13 protein-coding genes are annotated in these 12,207 nt (G+C 39.4%); 9 read left to right on the top strand and 4 right to left on the bottom strand.

The features are described from left to right. Positions 1 to 11: 11 nt before the first annotated feature. Together LKF16_RS04455 and LKF16_RS04450 are read right to left on the bottom strand one after the other, a co-directional pair. Positions 12 to 554: a hypothetical protein gene (locus LKF16_RS04455; protein WP_291469029.1), complete on the bottom strand. Its 543-nt coding sequence runs from the start codon at positions 552 to 554 to the stop codon at positions 12 to 14. Then, complete coding sequence (locus LKF16_RS04450) at positions 551 to 1,435, bottom strand: Cof-type HAD-IIB family hydrolase (protein WP_291469028.1); 885 nt, start codon at positions 1,433 to 1,435, stop codon at positions 551 to 553. The genes LKF16_RS04455 and LKF16_RS04450 overlap by 4 nt, the downstream gene beginning before the upstream one ends. 83 nt (positions 1,436 to 1,518) lie before the next feature. Between LKF16_RS04450 and LKF16_RS04445 the strand changes: the two genes are divergently transcribed. Genes LKF16_RS04445 through LKF16_RS04430 form a run of 4 tightly spaced genes read left to right on the top strand, consistent with a single transcriptional unit; the run spans position 1,519 to position 4,132 of the window. Further along, the gene (locus tag LKF16_RS04445; RefSeq protein WP_291469026.1) at positions 1,519 to 2,211 is read left to right on the top strand and encodes a uracil-DNA glycosylase; all 693 of its coding nucleotides are present in this window, start codon (positions 1,519 to 1,521) and stop codon (positions 2,209 to 2,211) included. Between the two features lie 2 nt (positions 2,212 to 2,213). Next, positions 2,214 to 3,182 carry a phosphate acetyltransferase gene (pta, locus tag LKF16_RS04440; RefSeq protein ID WP_291469025.1) on the top strand — a complete coding sequence of 323 codons (969 nt, stop codon included), beginning with the start codon at positions 2,214 to 2,216 and terminating at the stop codon, positions 3,180 to 3,182. Positions 3,183 to 3,203: 21 nt separating this feature from the next. After that, a complete protein-coding gene (tsaE, locus tag LKF16_RS04435; RefSeq protein WP_291469023.1) occupies positions 3,204 to 3,671 on the top strand; it encodes a tRNA (adenosine(37)-N6)-threonylcarbamoyltransferase complex ATPase subunit type 1 TsaE in 468 nt (155 codons plus the stop codon). Further along, a complete protein-coding gene (locus LKF16_RS04430) occupies positions 3,668 to 4,132 on the top strand; it encodes a GNAT family N-acetyltransferase (protein ID WP_291469021.1) in 465 nt (154 codons plus the stop codon). The genes tsaE and LKF16_RS04430 overlap by 4 nt, the downstream gene beginning before the upstream one ends. Here LKF16_RS04430 and LKF16_RS04425 read toward each other — a convergent pair. Together LKF16_RS04425 and LKF16_RS04420 are read right to left on the bottom strand one after the other, a co-directional pair. Further along, positions 4,129 to 4,665, bottom strand: a complete 537-nt coding sequence (locus LKF16_RS04425) for a 3'-5' exonuclease (RefSeq protein ID WP_291469019.1) — start codon at positions 4,663 to 4,665, stop codon at positions 4,129 to 4,131. The genes LKF16_RS04430 and LKF16_RS04425 overlap by 4 nt on opposite strands. Positions 4,666 to 4,668: 3 nt before the next feature. After that, positions 4,669 to 5,430, bottom strand: coding sequence for an exodeoxyribonuclease III (locus LKF16_RS04420; protein WP_291469017.1), 762 nt, complete (start codon positions 5,428 to 5,430; stop codon positions 4,669 to 4,671). A gap of 112 nt (positions 5,431 to 5,542) precedes the next feature. On the opposite strand from LKF16_RS04420, the gene murB reads away from it, so the two are divergent. From murB to glmM, 5 genes are all read left to right on the top strand, one after another. Further along, a complete protein-coding gene (gene murB / locus LKF16_RS04415) occupies positions 5,543 to 6,463 on the top strand; it encodes a UDP-N-acetylmuramate dehydrogenase (protein WP_291469015.1) in 921 nt (306 codons plus the stop codon). Beyond that, positions 6,450 to 8,576 carry a Na+/H+ antiporter gene (locus LKF16_RS04410; protein ID WP_291469013.1) on the top strand — a complete coding sequence of 709 codons (2,127 nt, stop codon included), beginning with the start codon at positions 6,450 to 6,452 and terminating at the stop codon, positions 8,574 to 8,576. The genes murB and LKF16_RS04410 overlap by 14 nt, the downstream gene beginning before the upstream one ends. A gap of 78 nt (positions 8,577 to 8,654) precedes the next feature. Further along, positions 8,655 to 9,521, top strand: coding sequence for a diadenylate cyclase CdaA (gene cdaA, locus LKF16_RS04405; RefSeq protein ID WP_291469011.1), 867 nt, complete (start codon positions 8,655 to 8,657; stop codon positions 9,519 to 9,521). Further along, positions 9,499 to 10,638 carry a CdaR family protein gene (locus LKF16_RS04400; protein ID WP_291469009.1) on the top strand — a complete coding sequence of 380 codons (1,140 nt, stop codon included), beginning with the start codon at positions 9,499 to 9,501 and terminating at the stop codon, positions 10,636 to 10,638. The genes cdaA and LKF16_RS04400 overlap by 23 nt, the downstream gene beginning before the upstream one ends. Before the next feature lie 20 nt (positions 10,639 to 10,658). Beyond that, a complete protein-coding gene (gene glmM, locus LKF16_RS04395; RefSeq protein WP_291469007.1) occupies positions 10,659 to 12,014 on the top strand; it encodes a phosphoglucosamine mutase in 1,356 nt (451 codons plus the stop codon). The last annotated feature ends 193 nt before the right edge of the window (positions 12,015 to 12,207 follow it).

The following is a 12,207-nucleotide window of genomic DNA, read 5'->3' as shown; positions in this document are numbered from 1 at the left end:
TCTTTTTAGGGTCAACATTTATTTTTGAAACTGAGGTAAGATAGTTTACCTTTGCCTTGAAAGCTATTACGGGAATCGTCCAGAGGCTTACCAGGCATTTTGACATATTTATTTAAGAATATCGCTATCAAAGTGCCGACTTCAGAATCATCGATATTTTGGAATTTTAATTGCAATCCAGGTTGTCCCAAACTAAGAATGATCGGGCTGACTTCCATGATCACTTCATGCTTGTATTTGGCATGATAATCGGACATGGGGATGTTCCCAACGATCCGCCAGTTAAGTTTGCCAATATGGACGTACTTAACATCGATCATCGGGATAGTATTGATCGTCGCAACCTCTTGTCCGCCAACCTCAATTGAAAAAATTTTTAAAAAGCTGTTCTTGAGTTTGATCTCAGCAACTTTTTCATTTAAACGATTGAATAGTTGAATCAAAAACGGGTTATTCTTATCGCGAGTGGCGATAAAAACCGTCTCTTTATTTTTATCGGAAACGACCATTAAGTTTCCGGATAAAAGATCGGCGGTTCGGATATATAAGTTCATTCACGATTACCTACGGTTTTATTATTTTTGATTACCTTTTGGATCACTTTGGCCACGCCATCGTTTACGTTAGAATCAGTTTGAATGTCAGAAACTTCAGTGATCTTAGGCACAGCGTTTTTCATTGCAACACCAACACCGGCAGCTTTGATCATGGAATAATCATTCAAGTTATCGCCGATAGCCATAACTTCCTCAGGTTTAACGCCTTTGTGCTTAGCGTATTCCATCAAAGCAATTCCTTTTTGGGCATCAACGCTGTTGATCTCCAAATTATTTGGTGAAGATGATGTAATAACTATATCATCAATTGACTTAAAATCCGCGCGTAAGGGGTCGAAGATCTCTTTTTGCCGACTATCGAAGACTAACAATTTCATGATCTTGTTGTCGGGATCGTTGAGGATCTCATCGTAGTCGTCCACGTAGATTGTTTTAGCATGCTTCAAAATTTCTTTAGTATCAGCTAAAGCTTTTTCATATGTGGTAGTTGGATTTAAAATATTCAACAATTCGGCAATACTAGTAGTTCTTTTTTCAAGACTATTGGAAAAAACGCCTTTATCAGTGATAAGCTCGAAATAGAGGTTATTTTCTTTAAAGTAGTCAGTGATTTTAGCAACGCTTTTGGCAGAGATGGGATTGCTGGAAACCAGCTTCTCGTCTTTGTCGTAAATTTCGGCCCCGTTTAGAGTAATATAACCGGGGTGAAATTTATTCATCAAAAATGGCTTAGCTTCGTCGAGCTGTCTGCCGGATGCAATTAGAAAGTCGATACCGTTGTCCATGGCTTCATTAATGGCATCGATATTATTTTGCGAAATCATCATTTCGTCATTTAACAAGGTTCCATCCATGTCGGATGCGATGATTTTGATCATAGTAAACCTCCATATATTAAGCTTATAGTTGCATGTTAACATATTTTTAATAAAAAAAATTAAAATAGTTAGGTGTGTGTGGATTGAAAACTTTTATCGAAAATGATTGGCAAGATGTTTTAAAATCGCAGTTTGAACAAGATTATTATCACAAGTTGCACGACTTTTTGAAGGTCGAATACGAGACGCAGACTATTTATCCGAATATGTATCAGATTTATCAAGCGTTTCAGTGGACGTCTTATGAGGATACTAAGGTTGTTATTTTAGGGCAAGATCCTTATCACGAACCAGGACAAGCAATTGGCTGCAGTTTTGCGGTTGCTCCGGGAACAAAGTTGCCGCCTTCACTAGTGAATATCTACAAAGAATTGCAATCTGATGAAGGGTGTACTCCAGTTCAACACGGTTACTTGAAATCGTGGGCAGATCAAGGAGTCTTGTTATTGAACTCGGTTTTAACCGTTAGAAGAGGCCAAGCATACTCTCATCGAGGTAAAGGCTGGGAACAACTGACTGATTACGCTATCAAGGCATTATCGGATAAAGGTGGCGTGGTATTTATACTTTGGGGCAGTGCTGCTAAGAGTAAAAGTGCCTTGATCGATACTTCTAAAAACACAATTATCAGTTCAGTTCATCCTAGTCCGTTGTCAGCTTATCGAGGATTTTTTGGATCAAAACCATTTTCTCAAACAAATAAAGCGCTTTTACGATACAATGAAAGGGTAATCAATTGGCAATTACCAACGGTTGTCGATGAAATGGAGGAATGATAATGGATTTATTTGATAGTTTGAAACAAAAGATCGATGGAAAGAATCTCACAATGGTTTTACCCGAAGGTGAAGACCCACGAATTCTGGAAGCTGCTGCTAGATTAAACAGTGAAAATATTTTAAAGCCAATTCTTTTAGGCGACGAAACTGAGATCGACAAGGTTGCTAGCGACAATTCCTTGGATCTAGGTGATATTCAAATCATCAATCCTAAGAATTATTCTGAATTCGATGACATGGTTGATGCCTTTGTGGAACGTCGTAAGGGCAAGAACACTAAAGAACAAGCTGAAAAAATGCTTCTAGATGTTGATTATTTTGGAACAATGTTAGTATATCTTGGTAAGGCTGACGGTATGGTGTCTGGCGCTGTTCACTCAACTGGTGACACAGTTCGTCCTGCACTTCAGATCGTTAAAACAGCTCCAGGCAATTCCAGAATCAGTGGTGCATTCATTTTACAAAAGGGCGACGAGAGATATCTCTTCTCAGATTGTGCTATCAATATTGATCCTAGTGCTCAAGAATTGGGCGAGATCGCAGTTCAAGCTGCTAAGTCAGCTAAGTTGTTTGATATCGATCCAAAGGTTGCTATGCTTAGTTTTTCAACTAAGGGTAGTGCCAAGAGCGACCAAGTAACTAAGGTTGCTGAAGCTACAAAGATCGCCCAAGAATTAGCACCAGAAATTCCGATCGATGGCGAGTTGCAATTCGATGCTGCCTTTGTACCAACTGTTGCTAACCAAAAGGCACCAGACTCAAAGGTTGCTGGTCACGCAAATGTTTTCGTCTTCCCAGAATTGCAATCAGGTAATATCGGATATAAGATTGCCCAAAGATTTGGCGGATTTGATGCAGTTGGACCAATCCTTCTAGGTTTGGACAAGCCAATTTCCGACTTATCACGTGGTGCCAATGTGGATGATGTATACAAACTATCGATCTTGACCGCAGCCCTAGCACTTTAATTTATTTTTTTGAGGGATACTATGCAGGAATATAATTTACAAACACATTCTTATCAAGAAACCGAGTCCTTCGGTCATCGCTTTGCTTCATTACTAGAAGCAGGGGATGTTATTTTGCTAAATGGCGATCTTGGTGTCGGAAAGACTACCTTTACACGTGGATTAGCTCAAGGATTAGGTATCAGTAAAAATGTTAAGAGTCCAACATTCACTTTGATCCGCGAATATCAAGATGGCAAAATGCCGTTGTATCACATGGATGCTTATCGACTGGAAAACAATCCAGATGAAGATCTTGGCTTTGACGAATATTTTCATGGCAACGGCGTGACAGTGGTCGAATGGCCACAGTTCATTAAAGATGAGGTCCCAGCAGATCACATTTCAGTGAACCTAAAACGTGATCCAGATAGCGAAGATGGTCGGATCATCAATATCAAGTTACACGGCGACAATTATCTAAACCGTGATTTTGGAGCGATATTATGAGCGATGAATTAGTACTTCGAGAGGCGATTCCCACAGATGCTGAAAAGCTGATCGATTTTTTAAAACGAGCTAGTAAAGAAAGTACCTTCATTGAGCATGAATCGCTGCAAAATGTGACTTTAGATGATGAACGAATCTCTTTAGATGAGATATACAATTCGCCAAACGATGAATTGATCTTGGCGATTTTAGGCGATGATATCATCGGATTTACTCGTCTGGAAAAAATTGACCAATATGAATCAGAGTTAGGTATCGTTGTCGAAAAAGATTTATGGAATCAAGGTGTTGGGTCTTTTCTGATGGAGGATGTGCTGGCATATGCCCAAGAAAGTCCAATCAGCAAAGTATCCTTAGAAGTGTACAAAAAAAACCCAGCTGCGATCCATTTATACAAGAAACATGGATTTACAACTAGGTCTAAAAAAGCAAAAACTTTTATTATGGAACGGATGGTTTAGCTAGTCAGCTTGACCATCTTTTTTATTTGGTCAGCGCCAAATTGTTGCTCAGTTTTGATCAAGATCTCAGCACAGGCGATACTGTCGGCTAATGCATTGTGATGATGCTCAAGATCAATGTTCAAGCCACGAGAAACAGTATCGAGCTTGTGATTAGGCAACTGTGGATAAAACTTCCGGCTAGTTTTAACAGTATCAATTGTTAAAAACTTTGGTGGATAAATTCCATAGTTACTGAGCGTATTTTTTAAAACGCTGTTATCAAAACTGGCATTGTGAGCTGCCACCAAATGTGAACTATCAAATAAGGACTCAATGTGAGGCCAGACTTGATCGAAGGTTGGTGCGTCAGCTACGTCATTTGGTCTGATATGGTGGATCTGGATATTACGAGGGCTAAAGTTTTCTTGCGGGTTGATCAGAGTGTAGAAACTATCTACAATTTGACTCTCTCGCACAAGAACCAAAGCTAGCGAACAGGCACTAGTTCGGTGTCCGTTAGCAGTCTCAAAATCCATCGAAACAAAATTCATTAATTATTCACCTTCTAAATCTAAATCAAGTTGGACGGGGCAGTGATCTGATCCGTAAACATCCGTTAAGATATCGGCGTTCTTGATCATCTTTTGTCCGTTATTGGAAACGACAAAGTAGTCGATCCGCCAACCTGCGTTATTTTGACGAGCATTAAAGCGATAGCTCCACCATGAGTATTTAACTTCATCAGGATGGAGATATCTGAAACTATCGGTAAAACCTGAATCTAACAGTTCACTGAATTTTGCTCTTTCTTGATCGGAAAATCCAGGATTATGATGATTAGTTTTATCATTCTTGATATCGATCTCGTTATGAGCGACGTTAAGATCGCCACAAAGTACAACGGGTTTCTTCTTTGAAAGTTCTTGCATATATTGTCTAAGAACATCGTCATAACCCATTCTGAAATCGATTCGTTTTAACTTTTGTTGAGAATTAGGAGTATAGCTAGTGATCAAATAAAACTTTGGATATTCCAAAGTGATCGTTCGACCTTCATGGTTGTATTCATCGACGTCAAGTCCCATTTTGACACTGATCGGCTCTTCTTTAGTAAAAATCGCCGTTCCAGAATAACCTTTTCGATCGGCATAATTGAAGTATTGGTGATAACCTGGCAAGTCTAAGTCAATTTGACCTTCTTGCAGTTTGGTTTCTTGAATACAAAAGGCATCAGCATCCAATTTGTCGAATGTTTCTTTAAAATCATGTTTTACGACGGCGCGAAGTCCGTTCACGTTCCAAGATATAAGTTTCATGTTCTACCTCCTATTTAATAATAACATGTTCAGCATGTTTGATTATTCGTTATGTTCCAGACTGTATGCTAAAATTAAAAGTAGTCTATGTACAATAAGGAATGGTTAAATTATGAATTTTCCAATTAACGAATTACCTAATATTGAATTTAAATTAAATGAACCCTTAAGTAAATATACCTTCACAAAAACTGGTGGAAATGCCGACACATTAGCTTTTCCCAAAACACGACAAGAATTAGTCGATATCGTCAATGTCGCCCGCGACAATGATGTTAAGATTACTGTTATCGGAAATGCTAGCAACCTAATTATCAAGGATGGTGGTATTAGAGGCGTTGTGATTATCCTTCCTAATTTCAACCAAATCAAGATCGATGGTCAAAAAGTTATCGCAGAGGCTGGAGCCACGATCATCGACACGACGATTGCTGCCCAAGCTGCTGGTTTGACCGGTATGGAATTTGCTGCAGGAATACCTGGAAGTATCGGGGGTGCCGTGTTTATGAACGCTGGTGCCTATGGTGGAGAAGTCAGGGATGTATTTGAGTCGGCTGATGTATTGATGCCAAATGGCGAAATCAAGACATTCAATCACGATGACATGGAGTTTGATTATCGTAAGAGCTTGATTCAAAGAAACGGCGGAATTGTCGTCAGTGCAACTTTTGCTTTAAAACCAGGAAATAAAGCAGATATTCAAGCTGAAATGGATCGATTGAACGCATTGCGTCGGTCAAAGCAACCCTTGGAATATCCATCTTGTGGTTCTGTTTTCCAACGTCCAGTTGGACACTTCACTGGTCCATTGATCATCAAAGCTGGTTTGCAAGGCAAGATCATCGGCGGGGCCCAAGTTTCAATGAAGCATGCCGGCTTTATCGTAAATATCAATCATGCTACAGCAACTGATTATATGGATCTGATCCATTTGATCCAGAAAACAGTCAAAGAGAAATTTGATGTTGAACTACACACAGAAGTTAGAATTATAGGAGAAGATAAGGTGGGTGAAGTCCGTGCAAATAGTTGAAACAATCATTCTGATTATTTCATTATTGATCGTGGCTAACATTATTAGTCACTACTTTGTTTCGATCCCAGCCAGTTTGATTCAGATCGCAGCCGGCGTGATTGCTGCCTTGACTATAAATGTCAAGATCATGGTCAATACTGAATGGTTCCTATTAGTCTTTATTGCGCCGATCCTATTTAATGATGGGAATCGGTTCCCTAAAAAGGAACTGTGGAAATTAAAGGGCCCCATCATGGGCAATGCCATCATCCTGGTTATTATTTCAACCATCGTTGGTGGGGCATTGGTTAAATGGTTAGTACCAAGTTTGCCTTGGGCAACTGCGTTTACGTTGGTTGCAATTTTGTCGCCAACTGACCCAATTGCTGTGCAATCCATTGCCAAAAAAGCTAAATTACCGGATAAACTGATGCATCTGTTAAGTGGAGAAAGTTTGATCAACGATGCATCTGGTTTGATTTGTTTTAAGTATGCCGTTGCAGCGACTGTTACTGGTGTGTTTTCACTCAGTAATGCCACAATCGACTTTTTCTATATTTCAATTGTTGGTGCTCTAGCGGGTGCGATCATGATTTGGATCTTCAACGGGGTTCGGTTATATTTGATCAACCAAGGTGTTGATGACTCGATTCTTCACGCTATCATTCAAATTTTGATTCCATTTATCATTTACTATATCGCTGAAGATCTACTTCACGTTTCCGGTGTTGTAGCCGTGGTTATTGCTGGTATCATGAATATTTCTTCTAGCAGAACGACTGGTGCCTTCAGCCCAGAAATCAGATTGGTCACGTCAAGAACTTGGGACATGCTAGTTTACCTATTAAACGGATTCGTTTTCGTCTTACTAGGTATCGAGATTCCATTTGCCATGGAAGAATTGATCCACAATCAAAGTATGAATACGATCAAGGCTTTAGGATTTGCCTTCGTGATCTGGATCATGCTAGTAGTCATCAGATTTGCCTGGAGCTACTTTTACTCAACCTTCTTTGAAAGATCTGATCGGACTGACTTCAATTTATTCTCAAGAGCAAGATTCTACTATTGTTTAATGTCAGGAATATCTGGAGTACGTGGTGCCGTTACTATGGTCGGTGTCTTGTCATTGCCATTCGTAACTAATAGTGGTGCAGCCTTTCCAGCTCGGACCTTGCTATTATTCATCGCTAGTTCAGTAATTATTTACAGTTTGCTGGGTGCAACGATCTTGATTCCGTTGATCACCAAGAATACTGCACCGATTACTTATCGTGGTAACTCTATCAACACTGACGAAGATGATATCGATGATGAAGCTGATAACACTGAAGTAGTTGCTACAACTGAATTGAACGTTGATGAAGCTAACAGGATCGTCATTGAAAAAACTATTAATAAATTACGCGAAGAAAACGTCGATAAACGTAATCAAGTTTATACGACTGTGATTGCCGAATATGTCTTTAATTTACACAATGCTCAATTGCAATCGGATGGACCAAATCCAATCAGCAAAAAACGAGTTAAGGGTAAAAAGGATGCTGAACTCTGGGATATTTGTTTAAATTGCGAACTTGAAGCAATCGAAGAATTACATGACAGCAATGAAATTTCTGAAGATGCCTACGAAACTGCCATTAAGCGGATCGAAAAATACAAACGTGGTTTAGTCAAACATAGTTACAATCAATCGGTTGAATTTATCATGGCCTACGTCCGTAGAACGCTTAAAGAAATCACCAAGGTTATTAACTTGCCGTTCACGAAACGAGAAGAAGTGGTTCAATACAATCGCGATGCAATCAAGATTGCGATTGCTGGTTCAAAGAGAGCTTTAGCAAAACTTCGTGAACTAGAAGATGACGATGAGAACGTTGTCTACGACAACTTGCTTTATTTGTTCCAGCGTCATTATGAAGAACGTCTTGAACTTCTTCAAGGTAAGCGTCGCAATCGTTCTGAAGCATTTAACATCGAGAGAGTAAATCTCGAGGTTAATGCATTAAGTTACCAAAGAGCTTTTGTACAAGATCTATTAGAGCAAGGTAAGATTAGCCGGATAACTGCTAATAACCTTCGTAAAAACATCAATTACAGCGAGGAAGTCATTAATTACGACATTCAGTAGCTAGAATGTTGACCAATGGGACTTTTATAATATTTATTGTTTGCTATAATTGATTTCGAGCTAAGAGGGGTAAAAATTATGAATTTAACGCCTAGCAATATTTTTACATTGCAAAACCTTGCTAATTTAGCCGATATTTTGGTTGTCTGGTATGTTCTCTACAAGGTGCTCTCAATGATCCGTGGAACCAAAGCGGTTCAATTATTGAAGGGTATCGTTGTCATATTTTTGATCAAGATCATCAGTTGGGCTTTAAACTTGCACACTGTGTCATTCTTGATGGACCAACTGATCAACTGGGGAGTTATTATTATTGTTGTAATTTTCCAGCCAGAAATAAGACGTGGACTCGAACATCTAGGCCGAATGCCATTTTTCAGTTCTAGAAGTAATGAAGAAGGCAAGACGAAAAATCATCTGATCGAAAGTTTAGATCAGGCGATTCAATATATGAGCAAGCGTAGAATCGGTGCCTTGATCACATTGGAAATGAATACTGGACTTGAAGAATACGTCGAGACTGGTATTGATTTGGATGCGGAAGTCACAGGAGCGCTTTTGATCAATATATTTATTCCGAATACGCCGCTTCATGATGGAGCTGTTATTATCCGAAAAAATCGAATATCAGTTGCTGCCGCATATTTACCGTTGTCAGAAAGCAACACGATTCCTAAAGAATTAGGAACAAGACACCGGGCTGCAGTAGGTATTAGTGAAGTAACCGATTCAATCACCATCGTCGTCTCTGAAGAAACTGGTGGCGTCATGATCACTAGAAATGGTCACATGATGCTTGATCTTTCTCGTGAAGACTACTTGAAGTACCTTCACGCACAGTTATCTGAAGATGGTGAAAACGAGAATCATTCAATCTCCGACATTTTCCGGGTCGGCCGTCGTAAGAAGGGAGGAGATCGTCATGATGAAGAAGATAATCAATAGTAATTATTTCTATGCATTCATCTCCCTTTGTGGAGCACTGTGGCTGTTTTTTATGGTCAGTACTCCTGGGGTTGGTTCAACTAGAGACTCTAATCAGTCGAATCAATCCACGGTCAACACTAAAGCAACCATGACCGTTCCATTGCAAGTCCAAGCCAACACTGATGCCTACTACATCACTGGATATCCTCAATCAGTCAAAGTGACGATTGAAGGACCATCGGCTTTGGTCACAGCGACGAAGAACACACAAAACTTTAGTGTTTATCTTAACTTAAGACAATATTTACCTGGAAAGCACAAAGTTAGGATTCAACAAAATGGTCTTAACTCAGAACTTACTTACACAATTAAACCGAAGTACGTTAATATCAACATTCAGAAGCGGATGACTAAGTCATTGCCGGTTAACGTTCAGTTCAATAAGAATTCAATCGCTTCTGGATATAGTGCTGGCAAACCAGTCGTATCTCCAGATACAGTTAAAGTAACTGGTGCAGCAAGCGACGTTAAGAAAATCAAGAAATTGATTGTTAAACCAATATTGCCTAAAGGGATCAAGAATACTTTTGATCAAGAAGTATTGATCCAAGCTCTGGATAAAAATGGCAAGACATTAAATGTTACCCTAGAGCCACAAACTGCGCATGTTAAAATTCCAATCAACTTGCCTAGTAAGAAGGTCTCTATAAATTTTACCCAGCAGGGGGATTCACCGACGGGAATGAATTTCTCCTTTGATTCTGATGTGACCACTATCACAGTTTTTGGTACTCAGAAACAGTTAGATGCAATTGAAGATTCGATCAACATACCAGTGGATATTTCTGGAGTTACAAATAATTCGAAACACAGTATTAATGTTGCGGATGCCTTGAAGGGACAAATAGTTTCTTCTGATCCAGATTTGATCTTAGTTAACATAACCGTCAGCTCAACTAATGGAACTGGCAGCAATAGTAAACCCTCGCCAGGAAATGGAAGTAGCTCTAATACAAATTCCAATACCAGCGAAGGTAGTTCTAATAGCAGTACAACAAGTAACGGAAACAATAATCCAAACGGCAACAGTAATTCAACAAATAATGAAAATAACGAAAGCAACGCAAACGATTAAACGTTGGGGGTAGTATATTTATGACAAAGTATTTTGGAACAGACGGTGTTAGAGGTATTGCTAACAAAGAATTAAAACCAGAACTAGCATTTAAACTAGGTCGTGCTGGTGGATACGTACTGACACAGCATTCTCAAAATGAAAACAGCCGACCACGTGTCTTAGTAGCTAGAGATACACGTATTTCAGGTCAAATGTTGTTAGACAGTTTGATTTCAGGATTGTTATCAGTTGGAATCGAAGTCTTGAATTTGAATGTTGTTACAACACCAGCTGTCGCATATTTAGTTCGTGCAGTTTCAGCTGATGCAGGTATCATGATCTCAGCATCTCACAATCCAGCTTCAGATAATGGTATCAAGTTCTTTGGATCAGACGGATACAAACTTCCTGACGACGTTGAAGATGAAATCGAAGAGTTGCTCGATGCAAAAGAAGATACCTTGCCAAGACCTTCAGCTGAAGGTCTAGGAACAGTTTCTGATTATCCAGAAGGTGCTCAAAAATATCTTCAATTCTTGAAACAAACAGTTTCAGATGATTTAAGCGGCATGAACATCGTACTCGATACAGCTAACGGATCAACTAGCCGTTTGGCCAGCACGCTTTTTGCAGACTTGAATACTGACTTTGATATCATGGCTTCTCATCCAGATGGCATCAACATTAACGACCATGTTGGTTCAACTCATCCAGAACAATTGGCTCAAAAGGTCAAAGATTCAGATGCAGTTGCCGGATTGGCTTTTGATGGTGACGGAGACCGTTGTATTGCCGTTGATGAAGACGGAAATATTGTCGATGGCGATAAGATCATGTTCATCCTCGGTAAGTACATGCATGATGGCGGACGCTTGAAAAAGGATACTATCGTAACTACTGTAATGAGCAATATGGGACTTTATAAGGCGATTGAAGCAAACGACATGAAGTATGTCCAAGTTGCCGTTGGAGACCGTCACGTGGTTGAATCAATCCGTGAGAACAATTACAACATCGGTGGAGAACAATCAGGACACGTCGTATTGTTTGAATACATGAATACTGGTGATGGAATGTTGACTGGTATCCATTTGTTGCACGTTATGAAAGAAACCGGCAAGAGCTTGAAAGAATTGGCTGCCCCAGTTAAGATCTATCCACAACGTTTGATCAATGTTCCTGTAACTGACAAGAACAACTGGAAAGAACATAAAGACATCCTTGACGCAATCAAAGTGGTTGAAGAAGAGATGGATGGCGATGGCCGTGTTCTAGTACGTCCTAGTGGTACAGAAGCATTGCTTCGTGTAATGTGCGAAGCCGCAACTGAAGAAAAAGTTAATGAATATACGGAAAGAATCGCTGATGTCGTGAAAAAGGACATGGGTGCATAATATTCAAAAATCAATTAGCTTGATACTATCAATGGTATCAAGCTTTTTTATTGGAAAAATCATTGATAATGGCGAGTTGCGTTTACGACAACGATCTATTTGATCTACGTTCCAAACTAGAATAGTTCTAAACCTGACTTTAAATTTCTGAAACACAGCATGATATTTACATCGGTAATTAATTTTTAAATCA

Source organism: Companilactobacillus sp. (assembly GCF_022484265.1).
Taxonomy (GTDB): domain Bacteria; phylum Bacillota; class Bacilli; order Lactobacillales; family Lactobacillaceae; genus Companilactobacillus.
Note: the sequence above shows the minus strand (reverse complement) of the source record. Positions and strands in the feature narration are given on the sequence as shown.